A 24,276-nucleotide genomic window follows, 5' to 3' on the forward strand; every position below is an offset into this window, starting at 1 on the left:
CGAAGCGTTCCGGGCATGGCGCAAACCCGCGCACGCGCGGGGTTGCGCCATGCTGCCGGTGGTTCCGGGCGTGGTCCGGTTGGCTCACCTCCGCCCGACGGGCAGCTGCGCAGATCCGCCGACGTGCGCAATGCCTACCAGATCCGCACCCGCTGGCCGGGGTCCAGCCAGAGCTCGTCAGCCGGCCCGACGTCGAATGCCTCGTGAAACTCGTCCAGGTTCTGCACCACCGCATTGCAGCGGAATTCGTTGGGGGAGTGCGGGTCGATCGTCAGCCGCCGGACGGCTTCTTCGGGGCGGATCTTCTGCCGCCACGCTTGCGCCCACGAAGCGAAGAACCGCTGCGGGCCGCTCATGGAATCAATCACCGGGGCAGGGTGGCCCTGCAACGAAATCCGGTATGCCTTATAACTGATTAGCATCCCGCCCAAGTCCCCAATGTTTTCTCCCAGGGTCAGTGAGCCATTGACGGTGTGACCGGCGGCTTCGCGCGGACTGAGCGCGTTGTATTGATCCACCAGCCGGGCAGTGAGCGCCTCGAACGCTTCGCGGTCCGCGTCGTTCCACCAGTTGCGCAAGACCCCGTCGCCGTCGAACTGCGAACCCATGTCATCGAACCCATGCCCGACCTCGTGACCGATCACCGCTCCGATCCCGCCGTAGTTCGCGGCCATATCGGCATCAGCGTCGAAGAACGGCGGCTGCAGGATGGCTGCGGGAAAGACGATCTCGTTCATGGTCGGGTTGTAGTAGGCGTTGACCGTCTGCGGGGTGATCAGCCATTCCTGCCGGTCGATGGGCTTGCCGATCTTGTCCAGCTGCCGGGCCAGTTCGAACCGGGCCGACCGTCGGACGTTGCCCAGCAGATCGTCTGACTCGATATGCAGCTCCGTGTAGTCAATCCACGCGTCCGGATAGCCGATTTTAGTGTTGAACTTCGAGAGCTTATCGAGGGCTTTGCCGATCGTTTCGCCGCTCATCCATTCCAAGGAGGAGATGCTTTGCCGGTACGCCTCGAGCAAATTGGCAACGAGCTCCTCCATCCGTTCCTTATGCTCCGGCGGGAAATGCCGCTCCACGTAGAGCTGCCCGACAGCTTCGCCCAGCGCGCCTTCGACCAGGCCCACCCCGCGCTTCCAGCGCTCCTTGTTCATGGGCGTGCCGCTCAAGGCCGAACCATAGAAACTGAAGTCCTCAGCCACGAATTCCGCGGCAAGGAACGGCGCGGCGCTGTGCAGCAGCTGAGCGGCCAGCCAGTGCTGCCAGTGCTCCAGTGCGACGTCGGCCAGCAGCTTCTGGGCGCCGCGGATAAAGTCCGGCTGGGCCAGCACCACTTCGGCGCGACGGCCTTCATCGACGCCCAGCGCGGTGAACCACGTTTCGAGCGAGGGCGACATCTGCGCCAGGTCGGCCGCGGTGACGAGGTTGTACGTCAACTGCGGATTGCGGCACGAGACGCTGTCCAGATGGTGGGATGCGATCCGGGTCTCCAGTTCCAGCACCTTCTGCGGCGCCGCGGGATCGCCCACCCCGGCCAATGGCAGTAGCCGCCCCAAGTGCTCCAGGTACTGGTCGCGGATGCCGGCGAATTTGTCCTCGCGGTAGTAGGACTCGTCGGGCAGCCCCAAACCGCCCTGGACCAGGTGGAACACGCACCTGGTGGGATCGCCGGCGTCGTTATTGATATAGAACTGGTACAGGCCCGCCACCCCATCGGCTGCCAACCGGCCCATCAGGGCCATCAGTTCAGCGGCCGACGTCGTCGCGTACACGGCCGCCAGATCATCGGCCACGGGTGCCGCACCGCGGGCGTCAATCCGGTCTTCGTCCATGAAGCTGGCGTACAGGTCGCCGATTTTCGTCTGCAACGCCGTGGCGTCGCCACCGGCGTCGGCCGCATCCTCAATGATGCGGCGCACGGCGATTTCCGACTCATCCCGCAGTTGCGTGAAGGCCCCTTCCAGAGGCCTGTCATCGGGGATCTCTGTTCCGTCGATCCACCGTCCGTTCATATGGCGGAACAGGTCATCCTGCGCCCTGACCTGGTGATCAATGGTGGACATATCGAGCCCGGAATTCTGCATTGCAACGACCTTTCGCACAGTAGCTTTCATTCTCATCCTACGTGCCGTGCTAGGCTGAAATTGTGCGCGCAGGATTGCTTCTCCTTAGCTGCCGCAGCGGGGCCACACACTCGCCGAAGTGACAGGCCGATCCCTCGCTGCGGAGTTTCGTGTTGCCGGCCAACCCTTTTGACACCCGAAGAAGAAAAGGCCAACACATTGCGTAATGCACAAAAGCCCTCCGGAATGCCAACCCAAAAATACGTTCCGTTCCAGGACCAGATCACCGTGGAACTGCCGGACCGGACCTGGCCCGACAAAGTCATCCAGCAGGCGCCGCGCTGGTGCGCCGTGGACCTGCGGGACGGCAACCAGGCGCTGATCGATCCGATGAGTCCCGACCGCAAATTGAAGATGTTCAATCTGCTGGTCAAGATGGGGTACAAGGAAATCGAAGTTGGATTTCCATCCGCTTCACAGGCGGACTTCGATTTCGTCCGCCAGTTGATCGAGAGCGACCGGATCCCCGACGACGTCACTATCCAGGTGCTGACGCAGGCGCGCGAACACCTCATCGAACGCACCTTTGAGTCGCTCGAAGGCGCCGACCGTGCAATTGTCCACTTGTATAACTCCACATCCATCGTGCAGCGGCGGGTGGTGTTCGGCCAGGACCAGGACGGAATCGTCGATATCGCGACCACCGGGGCCCGGCTGTGCCGTAAATACGAAGAGCAGCTCAAGCACACTCACATCACGTATGAGTACTCGCCGGAGTCATACACCGGCACGGAACTGGAGTTCGCGGCCCGGATTTCCAATGCCGTCACCGATGTGCTGGAGATTTCCGAGGACCGTCAGGTGATCATTAACCTGCCCGCGACGGTGGAGATGGCAACACCGAACGTGTACGCCGATTCCATCGAGTGGATGCATCGGAATCTGACCAACCGCGAGAACGTGATTCTCTCCCTGCACCCCCACAACGACCGCGGCACCGCTATCGCCGCGGCGGAGCTGGGATACATGGCCGGTGCCGACCGGATTGAAGGCTGCCTGTTCGGCAATGGCGAGCGGACCGGCAACGTCGACCTGGTCACCCTAGGCCTGAACCTCTTCGGCCAGGGCATCGATCCGCAGATCGATTTCTCCTCCATCGACGAGGTCCGCCGCACCGTTGAATACAGCAACCAGCTGCCGGTGCCGGAGCGGTCTCCGTACGGCGGCGACCTGGTCTTTACGGCTTTCTCGGGCTCGCACCAGGATGCGATCAAGAAGGGCTTCGACACCATGGAGGCCGATGCAGCCGCGGCCGGCAAGACCGTCAACGAGATTCCGTGGGCAGTGCCGTACCTGCCCATCGATCCCAAGGACCTCGGCCGCAGCTACGAGGCAGTCATCCGGGTCAATTCCCAGTCCGGCAAGGGCGGGGTCGCCTACCTGCTCAAGTCCGAGCACGGCCTCGACCTGCCGCGGCGCGCCCAGATTGAGTTTTCCGGCGTCGTGCAGCGGCGCACCGACACCGCCGGCGGCGAGATCAGCGGGGACGAACTGTGGGATGCCTTCGTGGACGAATACCTGCCCGGCGAGTCCAAGGATGGCCAGCACTGGGGCCACTACACGCTCGGGTCAGTGACAACGGAGACCACCGGAGACAGCGCCACCTCGATGTCGGCTTCGATGACCATTGACGGGGTGCCGGAACGCCGCACCGCCATCGCCACCGGTCCGATCGACGCCCTGCTGCAGATCCTCAGCCGCGATGGGGTGGACGTGCGCGTGCTTGACTATTCGGAACACGCCATGACCAGCGGGGGCAGTTCCAGGGCCGCCGCGTATGTCGAGTGTGCCGTAGGGGAGCGGGTGCTCTGGGGCGTGGGCCTGGACGCCAACACCACCATCGCTTCGCTGAAAGCCGTGATCTCCGCGGTCAACCGGGCCATCCTGGACGAGTCCAAGTGAGACAATAGGACCGTGCCGTCCAAGTCATTCGCCTCCCGCACCTACAGGGACCAGGGTGTGGTGCTGCGCACGCATAAACTGGGCGAGGCGGACCGCATCATCATCCTGCTCACCGCCAAACACGGGCAGATCCGTGCCGTGGCCAAAGGCGTCCGGCGGACCAGCAGCAAGTTCGGCGCCCGGCTCGAACCGTTCATGGTGGCGGACCTGCAGCTGGTGGCCGGGCGCACCCTCGACATCGTCACCCAGGCGGTGTCGCTGGGATGGTACGGGCGGGACATCGCGGCCGACTATTCCAGGTACACCGTCGGCGCCGCCATGACCGAGACCGCCGAGCGGCTGACCGACGTCGACAGCGAGTCGGCAACTGCGCAGTACCAGCTGCTGATCGGCGGCCTCGCCGCCCTCAGCCGGGGGGAGTATCCGCCGGAAATGATTCTGGACTCCTACCTGTTGCGTGCCCTCGCCACCGCCGGCTGGGCGCCCAGCTTCACCGAATGCGCCAGGTGTTCCGCGCCCGGACCACATTCGGCGTTCTCGCCGGCATTGGGCGGTGTCGCCTGCCATGATTGCCGGCCACCCGGATCGGCAGCACCGGCTCCAGGCACCGTCGTGCTGCTGGCCGCCTTGCTGGAAGGAGACTGGACGCAGGCGGTGAAAGCCGAGGAACAACAGCGCAAGGAGGCATCAACGTTGGTGGCAGCGTACTTGCAATGGCATCTGGAACGGGCGGTCCGTTCAATGAAACTCGTGGAGCGGGTGTGAGCCGGACTCCGCCTATCGATCCGTGGCCGCATCCTTCCGGCGCGGTCCCGCCTGACATTCCGGCATCCTTAGTCCCCCGCCATGTCGCGATCGTGATGGATGGCAACGGTCGATGGGCCAACCGCCAGGGGCTGCCCCGGATCGAGGGACACCGCGCAGGCGAGGCGGCCCTGCTGGACGTGATGGCCGGCGCCATCGAAATCGGGGTCAAATACGTCAGCGTGTATGCGTTCTCCACCGAAAACTGGAAACGGTCGCCGGACGAAGTGCGCTTCCTGATGGGCTTCAGCCGCGACGTCCTGAGGCGGCAACGGGACCAATTGGACGAGTGGGGAGTGCGGGTCCGCTGGTCCGGCCGCCGCCCCAAATTGTGGCGCTCGGTGATCCGTGAATTGGAAACGGCCGAAGAGCGCACCCGGGACAATGACCGGTGCCACCTGAACATGTGCGTCAATTACGGCGGACGCGCCGAGATCGCCGACGCCGTCGCGCATCTGGCGGCCGATGCAGCGGCCGGCCGGATCCGCCCGGGAGGTATCTCGGAGAAGACCATCGCCAAATATCTGGATGAGCCGGACCTGCCCGACGTCGATATGTTCCTGCGCACCTCCGGAGAGCAACGGACCTCCAATTTCATGCTGTGGCAGGCCGCCTACGCCGAATTGGTCTTCATGGACACGCTGTGGCCCGATGTGGACCGGCGCACCCTGTGGGAAGCGGTCGAAATATTCGCCCGACGCGACCGCAGGTATGGCGGCGCCGTCGATGCGGCGAAAAAGAAGGGCAGGGCCGAACCGGCTCAGGGCCAATCCGCCAGCACGTAGGCGCGCGCCCATTGCCGCAAATCGGCGTAGGCGCCGGCGCGGACCGGCCCGGCGGAGAGCAGCACATCATGCATGGCCCCTTCGACCCGGTTGATAGTCACCCTGGGACCCAGTCCATGGGCACGGCGGGCCACTTGTTTGACGTCCAGCACGATGTCGGAGCGCTTTGCCTCTTCGGTCCATACAGGAGTTGCCAGCGAGCGGTCCGAGAGCATCACCAGCACCGGGACATCGATGTTCAGCCCCAGGGCCACCCTGGCCTGGCCCGCTATCACCGCGCGGACCCATCCGGCCCTGACCGGGAACCCGAATTCCCAGCGCCAATCCTGAATCAACTCCCACTCGCCATCAGCCTGGTTACTCAGGCTTCTCCAATAGGAACCGAATTCGGGCAATTTCAGCCGGGCCTGAGGACGCATTCTGGCCAATGGCTCCACCAGCGAGGCAGCGGCATTGCGCACCAGCGAACTGCCATGCTGTTCCAGCCACGGGCTGTTCAGGATCAGGCTGTGGATCCGTCCCGGATGCCGGTCTGCCCACAATGCAGACACCAAGCCGCCGGTCGAATGACCCATCAGGTGGATCCGGGGGCCGGCGGCATTCCTCCGGCTTTGATCCGCCGTCAACGCTGTGATGGCGGCGTCCAGGTCCGCATCGTAATCATCGAGCGAGGTGATGTACCCGGGCGTATGGTGTTTGCGCAGGCTGCGGCCGTGTTTCCGCAGGTCAACGGCGTAACAGGCCACGCCCAGTTCCGCCCAGAACCGCGCCAGCTCCGTATGCAGGAAGTAGTCATTCCAACCGTGGATGTAGAGCACGACGTTAGCCGGGGTCTGGCCCGCCGATCCGGCTCCCACTGTCGATGGCCGGAAGCGCACCAACGTGGCATGCACTGGCCCTTCCTCGTCGTGGCCCAAGGGGAGGTCGAGCTTCTCGAAACCTTCCCCGAGGACATCAGGCTCCCACTGAAGTCCGGTCCTGCTCCCCGTCGCCATCCCGCCATCATAGCCGTGCTCAGACGGCGGGTTTGCCCCGGACCCGCGAGGCGGCAACACTTAAGCCATGCGCTTTTACCCCGCCTTCTTTCGTCTTTTTTTCTCCGGCATGGAACCGGAGCGGGCCCACCAGGTCGGATTCACCCTGATTCGTGCGGCCCACCGTCTCGGGGCGGGAAACGCGCTCCGGCGGATCAGCCGCCCGGCGCCGGAACTGCAGACTGAGGCAATGGGTCTGGCATTCCCCTCTCCGTTCGGTCTGGCGGCCGGTTTCGACAAGGGCGGCCATGGCATCGAAGCGTTGGCCGATCTGGGGTTCGGCTGCGTCGAGGTGGGCACTATCACCGGCCAGTCCCAGCCGGGCAATCCACGGCCCCGGCTGTTCCGCCTGGTCAAAGACCGTGCAGTCATCAACCGGATGGGCTTCAACAACGACGGCGCGGCGGCCGTGGCACCCCGACTGGCCCGGGCACGCCGCCGGCTGCAGCAACGATACGGAGCCGGCAGGCCGCTGATCGGCGTCAATATCGGCAAGACGAAGAAGGTTGATCTGCACGATGCGGTGCAGGACTACCTGATCAGCGCGAAAGCGCTGGCGCCCCACGCTGACTACCTGGTGGTCAACGTCAGTTCGCCGAACACGCCGGGTCTGCGGCTGCTGCAAGATGCACAGTCGCTCCGTCCGCTGCTCGAACAGGTCAGGGAGACGGCTGACCAGGCCGCCGGCCGCCACGTCCCGCTGCTGGTGAAAATTGCGCCCGATCTGAATGACAGCGATATCGATGACGTGGCGCACCTGGCCACCGGGATCGGCCTGGACGGCATCATCGCGACCAATACCACCATCGGCCGGGAGGACTTGCTGACCGACACCGAGGAAGTCATGTCCTACGGCGTGGGAGGACTATCCGGCGCCCCGTTGAAGGACCGTTCGGTGCAGGTGCTGCGCCGGCTGAGGCACAGCTCCGGTCAGGGTTTGACGCTGGTCTCGGTCGGGGGAGTCGAAACCGACGACGACGTCGCCCGACGGCTTGCCGCCGGAGCGGACCTGGTGCAGGGCTACACCGCGTTCCTCTACGAGGGCCCGTTCTGGGCCGCCCGGATCAATCGAGGCCTCGCCGCGGCCGGACCTGTCAAACGGTAGGGTACTCGCCGCGCTTAACCAGCGGTTTGGGCAGCCGCAGCCGGCGGAACTGCGCGGACCTGGTCACGGCGTACCACGGGCTGCCGGACTGGACCTCGCCGAATTTCTCCAGCAACATCCGCTTCACCCTGCGGTACAGCAGGAAGCAATCGACAAAGACGACGGCAAACATCGCCCAAAAGGCAATCAGGATCCAGAACGTCAGCCCGGGAATCGGGATGAACGTAATCAGCACGAAGACGAACGCGGCGATAATCAGGAACTCGCCGGTGTTATATCTGGCATCGACGTAATCGCGGACAAACCGCCGTTGCGGACCTTTGTCGCGCAGCGGCAGATACTTCTCTTCGCCGGTGTCGAGCGCCTGGCGCATCCTCGCCCGCTCGCGCTGCTGGGCGTCCCGGTTCCGTGCCTTGGCTTCTTTGCGGTCGTTGGGCACCAGTGGCCGCTTCCGGGCCGCTTCCTGCGTCTTTCGCTTGGGTGTTGGCGCGCCCTTGCTCTGCGGCCCGGTGTGCGGGTCGGGATCCGACGACGCCCCGTTTTCCGCCATCGCTGGGACAGTATGGGCTTCATTCTTTCTTCCAAACACCCTTCCAGACTACCTTGCCCGCTGCCGTCCGGCGTTCGGCGGCCCGGGCTGCCTTCCGAACCGGACGACGGTATGGTGACCGCTATGAATGACGAATTGAGCAACCGGACCAGCGGCGATGCCGACGGGGTCGACGTCGCAGCCCTCCGTGAGGGCATCGATACCCGTTTCGACGCCGCCGTCGAACAACTCAAAGCACTTGTCGCGATCCCCGGCATTGCATGGGATGCCTTTGACCCGGCGGAGCTGACCCGCAGCGCCGAAGCCGTGGCCGAAACGGCCCGTGCAGCGGGCCTGACAGATGTGCAGATCCTGCGCGTCGACCAGGACGGCGTCTCCGGCGGGCCCGCCGTCGTCGCCCGGCGTGCTGCGGCCCCGGGTAAACCCACGGTGCTGCTCTACGCCCATCATGACGTGCAGCCTCCCGGAGACGCCGCCGAGTGGGCCAGCGAACCGTTCACCGCGACCCACGCCGGTGAGAGATTGTTTGGCCGTGGAGCGGCCGATGACAAGGCAGGCATCATGGCTCACATCGGGGCGTTGGAAGCCCTCGACGACGTTCTGGGAGACGACTTCGGGGTCGGCGTCACACTGTTTATCGAGGGGGAGGAGGAAGCCGGGTCCCCGACATTCCGACAGTTCCTGCAGACTCACCGCGATCTACTGGCCGCCGACGTGATCGTGGTCGCCGACTCGAGCAACTGGAAAGTCGGTGTTCCGGCCCTGACCACCAGCCTGCGGGGGCTTGTCGACGGCACCATCGAGGTCCAGGTGCTCGATCACGCCGTCCACTCCGGTATGTTCGGCGGTCCTGTGCTGGACGCTCCGACATTGCTGTCGCGGCTGATCGCCACGCTCCACGATGAGAATGGATCAGTAGCTGTCGAGGGACTCGCCCGCAGCGAGGACACCGCAGTGGACTACCCCGAATCCGATTACCGCACGGACGCCTCGGTGCTCGACGGGGTGCGGCTGGCCGGGACCGGCCCGCTGGCCTCGCGGTTGTGGACTCAGCCGGCCCTGTCGATTATTGGCATGGACGTGCCTTCCGTGGCGACGTCGTCGAACACGTTGCTGCCGCGTGCACGCGCCAAGTTCAGCCTGCGCCTGGCGCCGGGCAGCGACCCGGCCGAGGCTATGGAAGCGGTGCGGAGCCACGTTCAACGGCATGCGCCCTTCGGAGCCCGGGTGACTTTCACGCCCGGGGAGACCGGGGCGGCCTTCGCCACCGACACGGCCGAACCCGCCGCCCGGCATGCGCTGTGGGCCCTCGAACAAGCCTGGTCGGTGAATCCCGTGGAAAGTGGTATCGGCGGCTCGATCCCCTTCATCGCCGACCTGATGGATATCTATCCCCGCGCCCAAATCCTGGTCACCGGCGTCGAAGACCCCGACTCACGGGCGCACAGCGCCAACGAGTCCCTTCATCTGGGCGAATTCCGCAAGGCCATGCTTGCCGAGGCATTGCTGCTGGTCCGGATCAACAGCACCGGCCTATGAACCCGCGCCGGACACTGCCGCCACATCAGCAGTTACCGTGATCGGGCCACCGGACGTAGACTGGATGCGTGCCTGCACGTGGAATGCGCCAACGCGACGGACATCCCACGTCAATCTGCAAGGAGAGATATAAATGACTGCCACTTCCAGCGAAACCGCAACCGCCGCACCGGAACTGCCGCAGCACGAAGTCGAATTGTCCGACGTCGCTGCCGGCAAGGTCCGCAGCCTCCTCGAGCAGGAAGGACGCACCGACCTGCGGTTGCGTGTAGCCGTCCAGCCCGGCGGCTGCTCCGGACTGATCTACCAGCTCTACTTTGACGAGCGCGTTCTTGACGGCGACCACATGCGCGACTACTCGGGTGTTGACGTGGTGGTCGACAAAATGAGCGTGCCGTACCTGACAGGTGCCAAGATCGATTTCGAAGACACCATCTCGAAGCAGGGCTTCACCATCGACAACCCGAATGCCGGCGGCTCCTGCGCCTGTGGTGATTCCTTCCACTAGGAACTGCCGCTGCAGAGCCGCCATGCGGGGGCCGGCGACGCACGTAATAACGTGCCAGCGGAAATCCCGGACTAACGGTAAGCTCTACAGTGAGTAGTAGAACTTGATGATGTTCCCTGCGCCGAACGGCCGCGCGCAGGGTTCAATATCGCACTGGACAAGAGGAAGGGCCGCGTAGTGAGTTCGCAGAACCAGACCGGCAGCCGGCGCGCCAGATCCGTCAAAATCACGGGGCTGGCGCTGATTGGCGCGTTGGGATTGACCGGGTGTTCGGAAGCCGCGAAATATGGGTGGTTGCCCAGCACGCCTGGTACGACAACCGACAGCGACGAAATCATCCAGTTGTGGGTGAATTCATGGATCGCGGCGCTGGCCATCGGTGTACTCACATGGGGGCTGATCATTTGGTGCATCGTCGCCTACCGGCGGCGCCGCAACGAGACCGGGTTCCCCCGGCAGATCACCTATAACCTGCCGCTGGAGATCCTGTACGTTACGATCCCGATCTTCATGGTCATGGTCTTCTTCTACTTCACCGATACTGAGCAGCGCCAGATCACCGACCGCGCCGACAATCCCGACGTCATCATTGATGTCCGCGGCAAGCAGTGGTCCTGGGACTTCAACTACGTCAAGGCCAACAAGTACGACGCCGGAATGCAGGCCCATCTGGATGGCGAAGAGGGCGCTGCAGAAACCCTTCCGACCTTGTACTTGCCGGTGGACCAGACAGTTGAGCTGCGACTGAACTCCCGGGATGTCATCCACTCCTTCTGGGTACCCGCGTTCCTGCAGAAGCGCGACATGTTCCCGGGCAAGACGAACTACGTCACCGTCACGCCCACCCGCGAGGGTACGTTCGACGGCAAGTGCGCCGAACTCTGCGGTGAATACCACTCCGAGATGCTGTTCCGGGTCAAGGTCGTGGACCAGGCCGAGTTCGAACAGCATCTGTCCACGCTTGAAAGCGGCTATCTCGGCGACGAGTACGACCGCGATTCTTACCCGCAAGAGAAGGAATAAGGGGAGCCGGTGTCTACCTACGAATACTCCGCCAGCGATTCGGAAGCCACGGCCGCTCCGCGTGTGGTGCCGCGGTCGAAGGGCCGGCTGGTGGTCAATTGGCTGACCACCACCGACCATAAGACAATTGGCTACCTCTACCTGATCACCTCCTTCCTGTTCTTCTGCCTCGGCGGCGTGATGGCGCTGGTGATCCGGGCCGAGCTTTTCGAGCCGGGGATGCAGATCCTGCAGACCAAGGAGCAGTACAACCAGCTGTTCACCATGCACGGCACCGTGATGCTGCTGCTGTTCGCCACCCCGTTGTTTGCCGGTTTCACCAATGTGGTCATGCCGCTGCAGATCGGCGCGCCCGACGTCGCGTTCCCCCGGCTGAACGCCCTGGCCTACTGGTTCTTCCTCTTCGGCGGCATCATCACCCTCTCCGGGTTCCTCACCCCGCAGGGAGCCGCCTCGTTCGGATGGTTTGCCTACGCGCCGCTGTCCAATACGACGTTCTCGCCCGGGCTCGGTGGGGACTTATGGGTGTTCGGGTTGGCGTTGGCCGGTTTCGGCACGATCCTCGGCGCGGTCAACTTCATCACCACCATCATTTGCATGCGCGCACCGGGAATGACGATGTGGCGGATGCCGATCTTCACCTGGAACGCGCTGCTGACCTCGCTGCTGGTGCTGATGGCGTTCCCGCCGCTGGCCGCTGCCCTGTTCGGGCTGGGTGCGGACCGCAGGTTCGGCGCGCATATCTTCGACCCCGAGAATGGCGGCGCGATCCTGTGGCAACACCTGTTCTGGTTCTTCGGCCATCCCGAGGTCTACATCATCGCGCTGCCGTTCTTCGGCATCGTCTCGGAGATCTTCCCGGTCTTCAGCCGCAAGCCGATCTTCGGCTACAAGGGCCTGGTCTACGCGACCATCGCCATCGCCGCCCTGTCGGTGACGGTGTGGGCACACCACATGTATGTCACCGGCGCCGTGCTGCTGCCGTTCTTCGCCTTCATGACCATGCTGATCGCCGTGCCGACAGGGGTGAAGTTCTTCAACTGGATCGGCACCATGTGGCGAGGGTCGCTGACCTTCGAAACTCCGATGCTGTGGAGCCTCGGCTTCCTGGTCACGTTCCTCTTTGGCGGCCTCACCGGCGTCATCCTCGCCTCGCCGCCGCTGGACTTCCACGTCTCGGACACCTACTTCGTGGTCGCGCACTTCCACTACGTGGTCTTCGGCACCGTGGTCTTCGCGATGTTCGCCGGCTTCTACTTCTGGTGGCCCAAATGGACCGGCAAGATGCTCAACGAACGGCTGGGCAAGATCCACTTCTGGCTGCTGTTCCTGGGCTTCCACGGCACCTTCCTGATCCAGCACTGGCTGGGTGTAATCGGCATGCCGCGCCGCTACGCGGACTACCTGCCGGAGGACAACTTCACCTGGATGAACCAGTTCTCCACCATTTCCTCCTTCGTCCTCGGAGCCTCGCTGATCCCATTCTTCTGGAACGTCTACATCACGTGGCGCAGCAAGAACAAGGTCGCCGTCGACGACCCATGGGGCTTCGGTGGATCGCTGGAGTGGGCAACGTCCTGCCCACCGCCGCGGCACAACTTCACCTCGCTGCCACGGATCCGCTCCGAGCGTCCCGCGCTTGACCTCCACCATCCGGAGTTGTCCACATACGACGACGCATCATCGCCACCGGTTGCGGCCGGGACGGGATCCACCGACAGGGGAGAGGCAACCAAATGAAGGTAGAGACGTACATCTTCGGTCTGGGAATCTTTTTCTTCCTTCCCGCATCCATCGTGTACGGGTTCATGACCGGATGGGCGGAATGGGTCGGTATTGTGGGCCTGCTGCTCATCACCGGCCTGTGCGCGATGATTGGCTTCTACCTGGGGTTCACCGGCCGCCGCGTCGGTGCCCGGCCCGAAGACCGGATGGATGGCGAAATCCACGAGGGTGCCGGCGAACAAGGCCACTTCAGCCCGTGGAGCTGGTGGCCGCTGGCACTGGGTATGGGCGCTGCTATGGGGTTCCTGGGACTGGCCGTCGGCTGGTGGATCGTCTACATCGGCTCCGGCTTTACCGTTATCGCCCTCATCGGCTGGGTGTACGAATACAGCCGCGGCTCACACGCGCACTGACCCGTATCGGACCAGGTACACAAGGACCCGGCCGCCAGGAGTCATTCCTGGCCGGCCGGGTCTTTCAGTTTTCCGCTTTGTGAACTGAGCAGCCGCACCAATGAGTCCAACGCTTCAGCGGCCGCGGCGGTGTCGCCCTCATCCGGTGTAGCCAGTTCGACGGCGCAGCCGCATTCGTAGTCCTGGCTCATCACTGCCAACAAGGAACGTGCGTCAACCGCCGGGTGCCCGGGTTTGGCTATCGTCACTGGTTGGCCGCTATCGATGACTGCCCGCACAAACACGGCCGCTGCGCGCGCATGCAACCCCACCTCAGCAGTCACCATCGTGGTCCGGACCGGCATGCTGTTCCCCCTCGACTGACGTGATGTTAACTCCCCACCGAAAATAGCAGGTCCGGGCCGGACCTGGCATTCGACCGGCCGCGCCACTGTAAACTGGAGCCGGCAGCCGGCTACGCAGCACGAAGGAGGTGACCGGCCTGGCACGCACTTCCAGGGACCGGGAAACCGACATCCCGCCTGCCGCGGCCGCCTCCATCACCGGCACTATCGACCGTACCGGTGGGACCGCGATCTACGCACAGTTGCGCGACATCCTCCGGGCCTTCGCGGAGCGGGAGTGCGAACCGGGACAGTCCATCCCGTCGGAGCGGGAATTGAGCGAACACTTCGGGCTGGCACGAATGACCGTACGGCAGGCGGTCGACGCCTTGGTCAACGAGCAGGTCCTCGAACGTATCGTCGGCCTCGGCACGTTCGTCGCCCATCGCAAAATGGATCTGCAGGTAAAGCTCACCTCGTACAGCGAGGAAATGCAGCGCCGTGGCATGGTGCCCGCCGCACACGTGTTGAGTTTCGAGCAGATCAACGCCAGTGCGTTGCTGGCCCGCGAGCTCCACATCAATGAGGGGCAGCCGGTTGTCAGGTTTCGGCGGCAACTACTCGCCGATGGCGAGCCCATGAGCGTTGACGAGAACTTCATCCCCGCCTGGAGGGTGCCCGGCATTCTCGACGATCCTCCGCCGACGTCCTTGTACAACGTCCTCAGCGAACGGTTCGGGCTGGTGATGGAATGGGGCGAGGACATGATCGAAGCAACGGCAGCGTCGCCGTCGATCGCACGGCTGCTCAATGTCGAGATGGGTGCACCGCTGCTGCGCATCTCCCGCCACGCCTATGTGTCCCGCGCCATGGTCGACTATTCGGTGTCGTACTACCGCGCGGATCGGTATAAACTCTGGGTGCCACTGCAGCGCCCGGGTGTCCGGTCGCCACGGGCCTATTCTGCACACCGGCGCACCGGCTGACCACTGGCGTACCACCGCAAAGGGCGGACCCGGCCTTGGCTGGATCCCCCCTTGCATACCGCTGAATGCTGCTGGCTGTCGTGCTACTGCCGGGGCAGCGACTCCTGATCTTCATGCTCTGCCTCGACCTCGCCATGACCGCCATGGGAGTGGGCTGCTTCGACTTCGGCAGGCGTGGGCGGCGCCACCCTGTCCTCAAAGAAGATCCTGGACAGCACCCCGCGGGCCTTCTCGGCCGTAGTGATCTTGCCCTCGGCGTTCGGCTGGGGCGGCACCACCTCGGGGGACTCGTAGTTGACCAGCTTGTACTGGTGGTACTCATCCAGCGGCTCGTGCACTTCGATGAACTCGCCGTGGGGCAGCCGCACAATACGGCCCGTCTCCCGCCCGTGCAGGGCGATCTCGCGGTCCTTGCGCTGCAGCGCCAGTGCAATGCGCTTGGCCACCAGGAAGCCGATGATTGGGCCCAGGAAGAACAGCGCACGCAGCCAGTAGGTCACGTCATTCAAAGACAGGCTGAAGTGCGTCGCAATCAAGTCGGAACTTGCGGCCGCCCACATCACACAGTAGAAGACCACACCCGCAACGCCGATCGCAGTACGGGTCGGCGCATTCCGCGGACGGTCGAGCAAGTGGTGCTCCCGCTTGTCCTTGGTCACCCAGGCTTCAAGCCAGGGCCAGGTGAACATCAAGGTGAACAGCAGCAGGGCGGGCCCCAATGCTGGTATCAATACGTTCAAGCTCAGGGTAAACCCGAAGATCACGAACTCACCGACACCGGGCATCAGCCGCAACGCACCATCGACCCATCCGATATACCAGTCAGGCTGAGTACCGGCGGAAATCGGTGATGGGTCGTAGGGACCATAGTTCCAGATCGGGTTAATCGTGAAGAACCCGGCCATCAGCGCCAGCACACCGAAGACGATGAAGAAGAAGCCGCCGGCCTTGGCCGCATACACCGGGCCGACCGGGAAACCCACCACATTGTTATTGGTGCGTCCGGGGCCGGGGAACTGCGTGTGCTTGTGCACCACCACCATGAACAGGTGAATGGCGATCATCAGCAGGATGATGGCGGGGATCAGCAGGATATGCAGTACATACAGCCGTGGAATGATGACGGTGCCCGGGAACTCGCCCCCGAACAGGAAGAACGAGATGTAGCTTCCGACCACCGGAATAGCCTTGATGACGCCGTCGATAATCCGCAGCCCGTTACCGGAGAGCAGATCGTCCGGCAGCGAGTAGCCGGTGAACCCTTCGGCCAGGCCGAGGATCAGCAGGACGCTGCCGACGACCCAGTTCAGTTCGCGCGGTTTGCGGAAGGCACCGGTGAAGAACACCCGAAGCATGTGCACCGACACGGCAGCCACGAAGAGCAGTGCCGCCCAGTGGTGCATCTGACGCATGAACAAGCCGCCGCGGATGTCGAAGGAGATATCCAGGGCCGACGCGTACGCCACCGACATCTCCACGCCCTTCAGCGGCACGTAGCTGCCGTCGTAATGGGTCTCGGCCATGGAGGGGTCGAAGAAGAAGGTCAGGAACGTGCCGGTGAGCAGCAGGATGACGAATGAATACAGCGCCACCTCGCCGAACATGAACGACCAATGGTCAGGGAAGACCTTGCGGCCGAATTCCTTGACCATTCCGGAGCCGCCAACACGCTGGTCTACGAAATTCGTGATCCGTCCGACCCTGGTCTTTGGCTCATACTGTGCTGTTGAGGTGCTCATCCGCGCTCCCAATAACTAGGTCCGACGGGTTCGTGGAAGTCGCTCTGGGCGACCAGGTAACCTTCGGAATTCACGGTGATGGGCAACTGCGGCAATGGACGCACAGCCGGGCCGAAAATCACCTTGCACTCCTGGGTCAGGTCGAATGTCGACTGGTGGCAGGGGCACAGCAAGTGGTGTGTCTGCTGCTCATAGAGCGCGACCGGGCATCCGACGTGGGTGCAGATCTTCGAATACGCGACGATGCCCTCATAGCCCCAGTCTTCGCGCCCCTCCGACGGGTCAAGGTCCTCAGGGTTGAGACGCATCAACAGCACGACGGCCTTGGCCTTCTCCTCGAGCTTGTGTTCGGCCTCCTTGAGGCCTTCAGGGATCACGTGCACCGCGGAGCCGATTGTCACATCGGCGGCGCGAATCGGTGTGCCCGAAGGATCGAGGGTGAGCCGGACTCCTTCGTCCCACATCGTGTGGGACAGTTTGTCACCGGGCAGCGGGCCGAGGTCACGGAAGATCGCAATCGCTGGCAGGGGAGCGAGGACCATCGCACCGAGCAAGGTGTTGCGGATCAGCGGGCGGCGCTTAATGCCGGACTCGTCCAGAATGTCACCGACGATCCTTTCGGCGTCGGCGCGGTCAGCTTCTTTGGTGATGGGCTTCCTGGACTCCACGACCTCGTGGTCAGGCATCAGCGTCTTGGCCCAGTGGACAATGCCGGTGCCGATGCCGAGCATGGCGAAGGCCGTCCCCAGCCCCAGCAGCATGTTCTGCAGCCTCAGGGCCTCCACGTCGTTGCTGATATCAACGCCGAAGTATCCAATGAAGAACACCAGGGTGCCGATGATCGACACGATGAAGAGGATCGACACCTGCTTCTCGGCACGGTTCGCAGCCTTCGGGTCCTTGTCCGCGAGGCGGGGACGGTGGGGCGGCAGACCCGGATCCTGGTGGCGCTCCAGCTGCGAGGGGGCATCGCCGGTGACCCGCTCCGGAGTATTGGGATTGCCGCTATTTCGCTTGGCCATGATCCCCCTCATTCTGCAGTGAACTATTCATAGCTGAGTGTGAACTTTCGTCTGTCGCACCGGCGGTGATTGATTGGTCGGTCATGGCTACGAGGAGCGGGATGTCAGCCAGATGGTGAACGCGATGATGACCCCCAGGCCGGCCGTCCACACGAACAGCCCCTCGGAAACCGGTCCGAGGGATCCCAGATCGGCTCCACCCGGCGATGGGGTGGACTCAATGGTGTTCAGGAAGGCAATGATGTCCTGCTTTCCTTGCGGGCTGATCGTCGCGTCGTTGAATACCGGCATATTCTGCGGCCCGGTGATCATGGCCTCATAAACATGGACATCTTCCACACCGGCCAGCTGCGGCGCGAACTTGCCGCGCGTCAGTGCGCCGCCGGCGCCGGCAGCGTTGTGGCACATTGCGCAGTTGACCCGGAACAGCTGCCCGCCGTTGCCGGGGTCGGCATCGGACGTGTCAAGCGCCTTTTCACCGGGAATAGCGGGGCCGGGACCGAGGGAGGCCACGTAAGCGGCCATCTGCCGGGTCTCTTCTTCGTTGAACTGCGGAGGCTTCTCCTTTGCCTGCGGGCCCTGCATCTGCAACGGCATGCGTCCGGTGCCCACCTGGAAATGCACGGCGGCGGCTCCCACGCCGACCAGCGATGGGCCGGTTTCAGTGCCCTGCCCGCTCATGCCGTGGCAGGTGGCGCAATTGGCGACGAAGAGTTTCTTGCCTTCCTCGACGTCTTCGGCGGTGTAGGGCGACGACTGGGCTTTGGCTTCATTGGCCCCGCTGGCAACCGCGTAGAGACCACCAGTGAGCAGGAGCCCCATCAGCAGCAGCGCAATCGCTGCCAATGGGTGACGTCGCCGTTGCGATAATGCCTTCACGTGGTGGTTCCTTTGGTCTCTCGGAGCTTCGTGCGCCTCGGCGCTCTTTCAAATTCTGCCTCTTGTAGAAAAAGAGTCAAGTAAGGACTACTTCAGGAAGTAGATGATGATGAACAGAGCCACCCAGACAACATCGACGAAGTGCCAGTAATACGAGGTGACGATGGCGGAAGTCGCTTCGAAGTGGCCAAACTTCTTAGCGGCATAGGCCCGGCCAATAATCAGCAGGAAAGCGATCAGGCCACCAATCACGTGCAGACCGTGGAAACCGGTGGTGATGTAGAAGGCCGATCCGTACGAGTTGGAGGACAGCGATACGCCGTCGGAGACCAGATGCGCGTACTCGTAGGCCTGCACAGACACGAAGATCGCACCCAGAAGGAATGTGAGCAGGAACCACTCGACCATGCCCCATCGGGCAATATTGAACACCCCGCCGGTGCGGCGGGGCTGCAGCCGTTCAGCGGCAAACACACCGAACTGGCAGGTGAATGAGCTGGACACCAGGATGAGGGTATTAGCCAGCGCATACGGAACGTTAAGGTGTGCCGATTCCGTCGCCCACATCTCAGGTGCGGTCGAGCGCAGCGTGAAGTACATGGCGAACAGTCCGGCGAAGAACATGAGCTCGCTGGACAGCCATACAACGGTTCCAACGGAAACCATGTTCGGGCGGTTCAGCGTGGGGTTCGCCGGGGAGCTGGGGGCATGGGTTGCTGTCGTCACATAAGCCATTATGGCCGTAAAAGCTGCTCCAGCCCAACCCGACACAAGGATTGAAGGGAACTTTTTCTACAAAGGCGCGAAATTCCAGCGGTACATTCATCACACAACGCCATATTCGACCGTATTCGGTGCTCAACCTCATACATAGCTAGCATCTAAGGGTGAGCACTTCAGCATCGCCCCAGCCCCAGACAACTCCGACGTGGCCCCGGTTGCTGACGGCCTTGATCTCAGGACGGGATCTCAGCGCCGAAGACAGCCGCTGGGCCATGAACACCATTATGGAAGGCGCTGCCTCGGATGTGCAGATTGCTTCGTTCCTGACAGCGCTGAGGGCCAAAGGGGAGACGGTCGCCGAACTCACCGGCCTCGTCGAAGCCATGCTGGACAACGCCCGGCCTATCGAAATTGCCGGCCCCTCACTGGATATCGTCGGCACCGGCGGTGACCGGCTGAATACCGTCAACATTTCCACCATGTCGGCCTTGGTGTGTGCCGGTGCCGGCGCCAGGGTCGTTAAACATGGCAACCGGGCGGCTTCATCCTCGTCGGGCTCCGCCGATGTTTTAGAGGCGCTGGGAGTCCGGCTGGATCTGCCCATCGAGGGTGTGGCCCAGGCGGTGAATGCGGCCAACATCACCTTCTGCTTTGCCCAGATGTTCCACCCCTCGATGCGTTTCGCCGCAGCGGCCCGATCTCAACTGGGCGTGGCCACGGCGTTCAACTTCCTCGGCCCACTGATCAACCCGGCCCATGTGACCGCCTCAGCCGTCGGCGTTGCGGATCCGGTCATGGCCCCGCTGATGGCCGGGGTCTTTGCAACACGCGGCTGCCGTGCGCTGGTCTTCCGTGGCGACGACGGCTTGGACGAGATGACGACCACCGGCCGCTCCAGGGTGTGGGAAGTCCGCGACGGCTCGGTCACTGAGCAGATCTTCGATCCGGCGATCCTCGGTATCAAACGCGCAACTGTCGACGACCTGCGCGGGGGCGACGCCGGCCACAACGCCGAAGTGGCACGTCGGGTGCTGGCCGGGGAACCGGGGCCCGTGCACGACGCCGTCGTGCTCAATGCGGCAGCTGGATTGGTGGCCTTCGACGAGTCAGCTTCCGGCACGCTTGACGAAAGGATGAAAGCTGCGGCCTGGAGGGCACGCCAGGCGATCGCCGACGGCGCCGCGGCAGGTGCGCTGCAGCGCTGGGTAGAAGCCACCGCGTAGAAGCAGCCCGACCTGGACTCAAGTATGACTCAGCCTTCCAACCCCAGCGAAAAAGCGGCGTCCAAATCGTGCTGCGAGTATGAGCGGAAAGAGATGTGGGTGGTGGTTGCCACAACTCCGGAGACCTTGGAGAGCCGGTCGGCGATCACGTCGGCCAGTTCCTCGTGCTCGCGCACCCGTGCAATGGCAATAAGGTCCCACTCTCCGGTGACCGAATAGACTTCGCTGATGCCGTCCAGCCCGGAAATTTCCTCGGCCGATTCGGGAATCCTTGACGCGTCGGTCTTGATCAGGACGATAGCGGTAACCATGGTGGCCTTTCCTTCAGTGAACGTCTCGCTGCGCATTCAACGGCCGCCGCCATGCGCTCATCACTCATGATCGGCCGGGGCGTTGACGGGAAATACGCTTCGACACCAGAGTACCTATCAAGCGGTGGCCGAGCAGCACCACACCCAGGAATCCGGCGGTAACCAGTTGAAAGGCGAAGGCGAGGCCCCCTCCAGTGAGCCCGCGGAGCACCAGGCCACCGGCCACGGCCACCACCCACACGACGACGCCGGTTGGCCAGATGGTCAAAGGGGAGCGCCACGCGCGACTGAGCAGCCACCCCGCTGCCGCCGCCGTGAGAAATGGCCATGCAGTGGCGAGCACACCTGCCACCGAGACTCCGTGTTCATGAGTATCCCGGCCGATTGACGCAAAGAGCAGGATGACAATGACATCGGCGACGGCGGCAACTATGACGGGCATGTCCACCAGCCTATAGGTGGTGCACCGGATACGCTGGTCAGGCCGGAGTCCCCTGCACACCGAAGAAGTTGGAACATCCTGTACCACCCGGAGGGGTTGTAAACCAAGATACAAACTCATACGCTTGTAGCAATAGATACAAACGCTAGGGATTGTAAATCATGTACGCAATGACAATAGACCAACGAGCATCCCGCACCAGCGACGATCTGGTGGAGCCGCTGCTGCAGCGGCTGCACGGCTCCGTTCCTGTCGTCCGGCACTTCGAACGCACGGCAGGGGACGAGACGCAGGGGCTGCTGGATGATCCTTCCGCCGTCGTCCAACTGGCGTTGGAGTTGGCACAGACCGACCACTGGAGTGTGGGGATCGGGGTGGGGGAGGTGAAGATGCCGCTGCCTGCCAGCACCCGGGCAGCGGCCGGACCGGCCCTTGAATATGCCCGGACCGCGGTGGAGGATGCCAAGCACGCGGGCGGACACATCTGTGTCCGTGGTGAACATCCGGCGTGCGGCGACGTCGACGCCGTCCTGCAACTACTCGGGGCCTTGTCGCTGAAACGCTCAGCAGCGGCTGTGGAGGCGGGTAGCTTGCTGGCCGGGGGCGCCACCCAGCAGGAGATCGCCTCCCGCTTGGGGATCACCCAGCAGGCCGTATCTGCCCGGCTGCGGGCCGGGCTGTGGCAGGAGGACCAGCGCGTCCGCCAGCTGGCCGTGCGGCGCCTGGAGGAGGCAGCGGAATGACTATTGCCAGTGTGGTTCTACTGGCCGTGCTGGCCATCGCCGCGGCACCGCTGTACTTCCGGAAATATGACGAAGCCGGAACGGTGCGGACGCGCATTCTGCCGGTCGTGCTGCTCGTCCTGCTTGGACTGTCCGCACTGGCGGGTGTCCTCGGCAGCACCACGGCGGGAGCGGCTGCCTATTGCGTGGCAGTCTTGGCGGCCGGACTGGGCGGCGGGCCGGTCACTGTGGCCATTCTGCAGATTTCCTACAACCGCGAGCATCCCGACAATCACCAGGATGTCAGTGAAGCTCCGGTGCTGCGCGGCGGGGCCTGGATTGGATTCCTGGAGCGCGTGGCCATCAGTGGCACGCTGCTGGCCGGGTGGCCGGAAGGCATGGCTGTCGTGCTGGCCGTCAAGGGATTAGGCCGCTACTCCGAACTGGGCAGTTCCGCCGGTGTGGCGGAGCGCTTTATTCTCGGCACCTTCGCCAGCGTATTGTGGGCGGCCGCCGTAACCGGCGTGGGCTGGATGAGCATCGCCTGACAAGCCCGAAGGGGCGGAGGGCCCCTAAAAATAGGAACGGGCGATTCCCACCACCCGGTCGTCATCGTCGACGAGCAGGGGAGCGGACCATCGCTGATGCAGGGTGCAGGGATGGGAGATCGCCAAGGTCACCAGGTCGCCCGGCTGGGCCGGGTCGTCGTCGGGCACTTGGATGAAGGCATGCTGGTCGTTCAGCTCAAACACATTCCAATTGGAAACGTCCCGTCGTTCGGATCCTTCAAACGGCACAGCGCTTCTGGGAAGCGGCAGGCCTGAGTCCGAGTTCACGTCCCTGCGACCGGCCCCTGCAATGATCAAGCCGGGCTCGGGGCGGGAGAGAATCTGCGCCCACACTTCAATACTGGGAAGCAGTTGGCCCACGGACTCATTGCGCCCGCTGTCCAAGGGGGAGCGGCGGGCGTAGAAATCCGAATCGTGGGTCAAGTACGCGCCCGACCGGATGATGGTCGAAACCTCCAGACCGGGGAAATTATCGGGACCGAGCACCTCGGACACGCAGTCGAAATACAGGCTGCCGCCGGCGCTGGCGATGGCCGGAGCGTCCGCCCTGCAATCACCGGCGACGATCCGCAGCGCTTCGGCCATGCCTTCCAGGTACTGCTTCACGGCCGCCACGTCTTCTTGAGTCCGGCCATGTGAAACGGAGCCCTCATAGCCGCCAACACCCCGCAGCTTCAGGTGCTTCGACTGCCTGACCGCCCTGGCCACATTGGCCGCCTCTTCCAGGGAGCGCACCCCGGCCCGCCCCCCGGAGTGCCCGATCTCGATGACGACGTCGAGACCTTCTGTGGCATTCCGGTCGAGAATTTTCACGCCCCGCAGCGAATCCACATAGCAAATGAAGCGCCGGTCCGCGCCGGCCTGCCAGGCCGAGATGTCGCGGATAAACGCTGGTTCCAGCACTTCGTTGGCCAGGAATATACTGTCAGCTCCGGCGGCCATGAACACCCGCGCCTGAAACGGGTTGGCAATGGTGACGCCCCAAATTCCTGCCGCTTCGGCCATGCCTGCCAGCGCGGGGGACATCGACGTCTTGAGATGCGGGGCGATCTGCACATCATGGGAACGTGCATACCGGGACATCAGGTCGGCATTATGCTCGACGGCGGACCGCCGCAAGGTCATCGCCGGCCAGCTGAAACCTCCGCTGAGGAGGGGACGTTGCTGTGCAGCGAATTCGGCCCAGGTCAGATCCGCGGCATCAGCAGGGAGCCCCTTGTAGCGGAAGCCAATCCGCTCGTCGTCGAACGTTGTGATCATCGCACCGTCTCCGTCTCGGCTGGGAGTCTTGTGGCGAGTCTACCGTCACGTGGCCGTGGCCGTCTTCAGTCGAACCACGTGTCCGGGGGACCGAGGTAGAGCAGGAAAGAGAACACGGCTGCCGCTGCCACCAGCGCCGTCACAACTGCAGCGAGCGGATGCCGCAGCACCCACGCCTGCAGCGTCTCGAGTGGACCCTGCGCTTCCACGTCCGCCGGAGCGAGCCGCCACGAAGCGGAGAGCAGGCCACGCCTGTCCAAGGATTTCTCCGCCGGAATAGTGGCATAGGGAATCACCGCGGACACTAACGTCAGCACGCCTGTGCCGCGCTCCCACTTCTCGTTGACCCACGTGAAGCAGCCGACTATCACGTAGCAAATGAAAACGAACCCGTGCAGCCCGCCGCCGATGCTGACGCCGAGCTCCGTCGTCGCAGTCACGTATTTCAGGAACATACCGATCAGCAGCAACGTCCATGTCACCGCTTCGGCCAGGGCGACGGTGCGGAATAAGGTTCGGGGAGCCATGCAGTCCTCAGATAGGGGATGATCAGTACCAAACTATCG

The 24,276-nt window shown here is 63.5% G+C and carries 25 protein-coding genes; 13 read left to right on the forward strand and 12 right to left on the reverse strand.

All coding sequences use genetic code 11. The features are described 5' to 3' along the window. Positions 1-134 precede the first annotated feature (134 nt). Positions 135-2,084 carry a M13 family metallopeptidase gene (locus H535_RS0103320; RefSeq protein WP_026818415.1) on the reverse strand — a complete coding sequence of 650 codons (1,950 nt, stop codon included), beginning with the start codon at positions 2,082-2,084 and terminating at the stop codon, positions 135-137. A 198-nt stretch (positions 2,085-2,282) separates the two neighbouring features. Between H535_RS0103320 and leuA the strand changes: the two genes are divergently transcribed. Genes leuA through H535_RS23245 form a run of 3 tightly spaced genes read left to right on the forward strand, consistent with a single transcriptional unit; the run spans position 2,283 to position 5,614 of the window. After that, on the forward strand, positions 2,283-4,025 hold the full coding sequence (gene leuA, locus H535_RS0103325) for a 2-isopropylmalate synthase (RefSeq protein WP_026818416.1): 1,743 nt from the start codon (positions 2,283-2,285) through the stop codon (positions 4,023-4,025). A gap of 12 nt (positions 4,026-4,037) precedes the next feature. Further along, entirely contained in the window at positions 4,038-4,790 is a 753-nt protein-coding gene (recO, locus tag H535_RS0103330; RefSeq protein ID WP_026818417.1) for a DNA repair protein RecO, read from the forward strand. Further along, positions 4,787-5,614 carry an isoprenyl transferase gene (locus H535_RS23245; protein WP_035768203.1) on the forward strand — a complete coding sequence of 276 codons (828 nt, stop codon included), beginning with the start codon at positions 4,787-4,789 and terminating at the stop codon, positions 5,612-5,614. Before recO ends, H535_RS23245 begins: the two co-directional genes overlap by 4 nt. Here the strand turns inward: H535_RS23245 and H535_RS23250 are convergent. After that, on the reverse strand, positions 5,590-6,609 hold the full coding sequence (locus H535_RS23250; RefSeq protein WP_035768205.1) for an alpha/beta hydrolase: 1,020 nt from the start codon (positions 6,607-6,609) through the stop codon (positions 5,590-5,592). The genes H535_RS23245 and H535_RS23250 overlap by 25 nt on opposite strands. Before the next feature lie 67 nt (positions 6,610-6,676). Between H535_RS23250 and H535_RS0103345 the strand changes: the two genes are divergently transcribed. Beyond that, positions 6,677-7,753, forward strand: coding sequence for a quinone-dependent dihydroorotate dehydrogenase (locus H535_RS0103345; RefSeq protein WP_026818418.1), 1,077 nt, complete (start codon positions 6,677-6,679; stop codon positions 7,751-7,753). On the opposite strand, the gene H535_RS0103350 is transcribed toward H535_RS0103345, so the two are convergent. Next, positions 7,743-8,303, reverse strand: coding sequence for a DUF3043 domain-containing protein (locus H535_RS0103350; protein WP_081416418.1), 561 nt, complete (start codon positions 8,301-8,303; stop codon positions 7,743-7,745). The genes H535_RS0103345 and H535_RS0103350 overlap by 11 nt on opposite strands. 123 nt (positions 8,304-8,426) lie before the next feature. On the opposite strand from H535_RS0103350, the gene H535_RS0103355 reads away from it, so the two are divergent. The 5 genes from H535_RS0103355 (at position 8,427) to H535_RS0103375 (ending at position 13,511) form a co-directional block, all read left to right on the forward strand. Beyond that, entirely contained in the window at positions 8,427-9,842 is a 1,416-nt protein-coding gene (locus H535_RS0103355; protein ID WP_051298517.1) for a dipeptidase, read from the forward strand. 133 nt (positions 9,843-9,975) lie between these two features. After that, positions 9,976-10,350, forward strand: a complete 375-nt coding sequence (locus tag H535_RS0103360) for a HesB/IscA family protein (protein WP_026818421.1) — start codon at positions 9,976-9,978, stop codon at positions 10,348-10,350. Between the two features lie 177 nt (positions 10,351-10,527). After that, on the forward strand, positions 10,528-11,373 hold the full coding sequence (ctaC, locus tag H535_RS0103365) for an aa3-type cytochrome oxidase subunit II (RefSeq protein ID WP_026818422.1): 846 nt from the start codon (positions 10,528-10,530) through the stop codon (positions 11,371-11,373). Positions 11,374-11,382: 9 nt separating this feature from the next. After that, positions 11,383-13,113, forward strand: a complete 1,731-nt coding sequence (gene ctaD / locus H535_RS0103370) for an aa3-type cytochrome oxidase subunit I (protein WP_026818423.1) — start codon at positions 11,383-11,385, stop codon at positions 13,111-13,113. Continuing rightward, positions 13,110-13,511, forward strand: coding sequence for a cytochrome c oxidase subunit 4 (locus H535_RS0103375; RefSeq protein ID WP_026818424.1), 402 nt, complete (start codon positions 13,110-13,112; stop codon positions 13,509-13,511). The genes ctaD and H535_RS0103375 overlap by 4 nt, the downstream gene beginning before the upstream one ends. A 41-nt stretch (positions 13,512-13,552) precedes the next feature. On the opposite strand, the gene H535_RS27570 is transcribed toward H535_RS0103375, so the two are convergent. Further along, positions 13,553-13,855 (reverse strand): HPr family phosphocarrier protein, encoded by a 303-nt coding sequence (locus H535_RS27570; protein WP_026818425.1) that lies wholly within the window; start codon positions 13,853-13,855, stop codon positions 13,553-13,555. A 128-nt stretch (positions 13,856-13,983) separates the two neighbouring features. Here H535_RS27570 and H535_RS0103385 point away from each other — a divergent pair, with 128 nt between their 5' ends. Further along, positions 13,984-14,820 carry a GntR family transcriptional regulator gene (locus tag H535_RS0103385; RefSeq protein ID WP_425387254.1) on the forward strand — a complete coding sequence of 279 codons (837 nt, stop codon included), beginning with the start codon at positions 13,984-13,986 and terminating at the stop codon, positions 14,818-14,820. 83 nt (positions 14,821-14,903) lie between these two features. Here the strand turns inward: H535_RS0103385 and qcrB are convergent, their stop codons facing one another. The 4 genes from qcrB to ctaE form a co-directional block, all read right to left on the reverse strand. Continuing rightward, positions 14,904-16,559 (reverse strand): cytochrome bc1 complex cytochrome b subunit, encoded by a 1,656-nt coding sequence (qcrB, locus tag H535_RS0103390; RefSeq protein ID WP_026818427.1) that lies wholly within the window; start codon positions 16,557-16,559, stop codon positions 14,904-14,906. Next, positions 16,556-17,581 (reverse strand): cytochrome bc1 complex Rieske iron-sulfur subunit, encoded by a 1,026-nt coding sequence (gene qcrA / locus H535_RS0103395; RefSeq protein WP_026818428.1) that lies wholly within the window; start codon positions 17,579-17,581, stop codon positions 16,556-16,558. The genes qcrB and qcrA overlap by 4 nt, the downstream gene beginning before the upstream one ends. A gap of 87 nt (positions 17,582-17,668) precedes the next feature. Beyond that, on the reverse strand, positions 17,669-18,460 hold the full coding sequence (qcrC, locus tag H535_RS0103400; protein ID WP_026818429.1) for a cytochrome bc1 complex diheme cytochrome c subunit: 792 nt from the start codon (positions 18,458-18,460) through the stop codon (positions 17,669-17,671). Positions 18,461-18,547: 87 nt separating this feature from the next. Beyond that, a complete protein-coding gene (gene ctaE, locus H535_RS0103405) occupies positions 18,548-19,186 on the reverse strand; it encodes an aa3-type cytochrome oxidase subunit III (protein ID WP_026818430.1) in 639 nt (212 codons plus the stop codon). A gap of 161 nt (positions 19,187-19,347) precedes the next feature. Between ctaE and trpD the strand changes: the two genes are divergently transcribed. Beyond that, positions 19,348-20,406, forward strand: a complete 1,059-nt coding sequence (trpD, locus tag H535_RS0103410) for an anthranilate phosphoribosyltransferase (protein ID WP_026818431.1) — start codon at positions 19,348-19,350, stop codon at positions 20,404-20,406. 29 nt (positions 20,407-20,435) lie between these two features. Here the strand turns inward: trpD and H535_RS0103415 are convergent, their stop codons facing one another. Continuing rightward, positions 20,436-20,717 carry an Lrp/AsnC family transcriptional regulator gene (locus H535_RS0103415; RefSeq protein WP_026818432.1) on the reverse strand — a complete coding sequence of 94 codons (282 nt, stop codon included), beginning with the start codon at positions 20,715-20,717 and terminating at the stop codon, positions 20,436-20,438. Between the two features lie 64 nt (positions 20,718-20,781). Next, entirely contained in the window at positions 20,782-21,159 is a 378-nt protein-coding gene (locus tag H535_RS0103420; protein WP_035768208.1) for a DUF3054 domain-containing protein, read from the reverse strand. 170 nt (positions 21,160-21,329) lie between these two features. Between H535_RS0103420 and H535_RS0103425 the strand changes: the two genes are divergently transcribed. Next, entirely contained in the window at positions 21,330-21,902 is a 573-nt protein-coding gene (locus H535_RS0103425) for a SatD family protein (protein WP_245580143.1), read from the forward strand. Then, positions 21,899-22,429: a hypothetical protein gene (locus tag H535_RS0103430; protein WP_026818435.1), complete on the forward strand. Its 531-nt coding sequence runs from the start codon at positions 21,899-21,901 to the stop codon at positions 22,427-22,429. Before H535_RS0103425 ends, H535_RS0103430 begins: the two co-directional genes overlap by 4 nt. 24 nt (positions 22,430-22,453) lie before the next feature. On the opposite strand, the gene H535_RS0103435 is transcribed toward H535_RS0103430, so the two are convergent. Together H535_RS0103435 and H535_RS0103440 are read right to left on the reverse strand one after the other, a co-directional pair. Continuing rightward, positions 22,454-23,710 carry an alanine racemase gene (locus tag H535_RS0103435; RefSeq protein WP_026818436.1) on the reverse strand — a complete coding sequence of 419 codons (1,257 nt, stop codon included), beginning with the start codon at positions 23,708-23,710 and terminating at the stop codon, positions 22,454-22,456. Positions 23,711-23,775: 65 nt separating this feature from the next. Further along, positions 23,776-24,237: a DUF3817 domain-containing protein gene (locus H535_RS0103440; protein ID WP_026818437.1), complete on the reverse strand. Its 462-nt coding sequence runs from the start codon at positions 24,235-24,237 to the stop codon at positions 23,776-23,778. Positions 24,238-24,276: the final 39 nt, after the last annotated feature.

Source organism: Arthrobacter castelli DSM 16402 (assembly GCF_000430705.1).
GTDB lineage: Bacteria > Actinomycetota > Actinomycetes > Actinomycetales > Micrococcaceae > Arthrobacter_C > Arthrobacter_C castelli.

Coding starts and splice junctions, on each gene's coding strand:
- H535_RS0103320 (WP_026818415.1), bottom strand. CDS start 2,084: ATGCAGAATTCCGGGCTCGATATGTCCACCATTGATCACCAGGTCAGG.
- H535_RS23250 (WP_035768205.1), bottom strand. CDS start 6,609: ATGGCGACGGGGAGCAGGACCGGACTTCAGTGGGAGCCTGATGTCCTC.
- H535_RS0103345 (WP_026818418.1), top strand. CDS start 6,677: ATGCGCTTTTACCCCGCCTTCTTTCGTCTTTTTTTCTCCGGCATGGAA.
- H535_RS0103350 (WP_081416418.1), bottom strand. CDS start 8,303: ATGGCGGAAAACGGGGCGTCGTCGGATCCCGACCCGCACACCGGGCCG.
- H535_RS0103355 (WP_051298517.1), top strand. CDS start 8,427: ATGAATGACGAATTGAGCAACCGGACCAGCGGCGATGCCGACGGGGTC.
- H535_RS0103360 (WP_026818421.1), top strand. CDS start 9,976: ATGACTGCCACTTCCAGCGAAACCGCAACCGCCGCACCGGAACTGCCG.
- H535_RS0103375 (WP_026818424.1), top strand. CDS start 13,110: ATGAAGGTAGAGACGTACATCTTCGGTCTGGGAATCTTTTTCTTCCTT.
- H535_RS27570 (WP_026818425.1), bottom strand. CDS start 13,855: ATGCCGGTCCGGACCACGATGGTGACTGCTGAGGTGGGGTTGCATGCG.
- qcrB (WP_026818427.1), bottom strand. CDS start 16,559: ATGAGCACCTCAACAGCACAGTATGAGCCAAAGACCAGGGTCGGACGG.
- qcrA (WP_026818428.1), bottom strand. CDS start 17,581: ATGGCCAAGCGAAATAGCGGCAATCCCAATACTCCGGAGCGGGTCACC.
- H535_RS0103415 (WP_026818432.1), bottom strand. CDS start 20,717: ATGGTTACCGCTATCGTCCTGATCAAGACCGACGCGTCAAGGATTCCC.
- H535_RS0103420 (WP_035768208.1), bottom strand. CDS start 21,159: ATGCCCGTCATAGTTGCCGCCGTCGCCGATGTCATTGTCATCCTGCTC.
- H535_RS0103425 (WP_245580143.1), top strand. CDS start 21,330: ATGACAATAGACCAACGAGCATCCCGCACCAGCGACGATCTGGTGGAG.
- H535_RS0103430 (WP_026818435.1), top strand. CDS start 21,899: ATGACTATTGCCAGTGTGGTTCTACTGGCCGTGCTGGCCATCGCCGCG.
- H535_RS0103435 (WP_026818436.1), bottom strand. CDS start 23,710: ATGATCACAACGTTCGACGACGAGCGGATTGGCTTCCGCTACAAGGGG.
- H535_RS0103440 (WP_026818437.1), bottom strand. CDS start 24,237: ATGGCTCCCCGAACCTTATTCCGCACCGTCGCCCTGGCCGAAGCGGTG.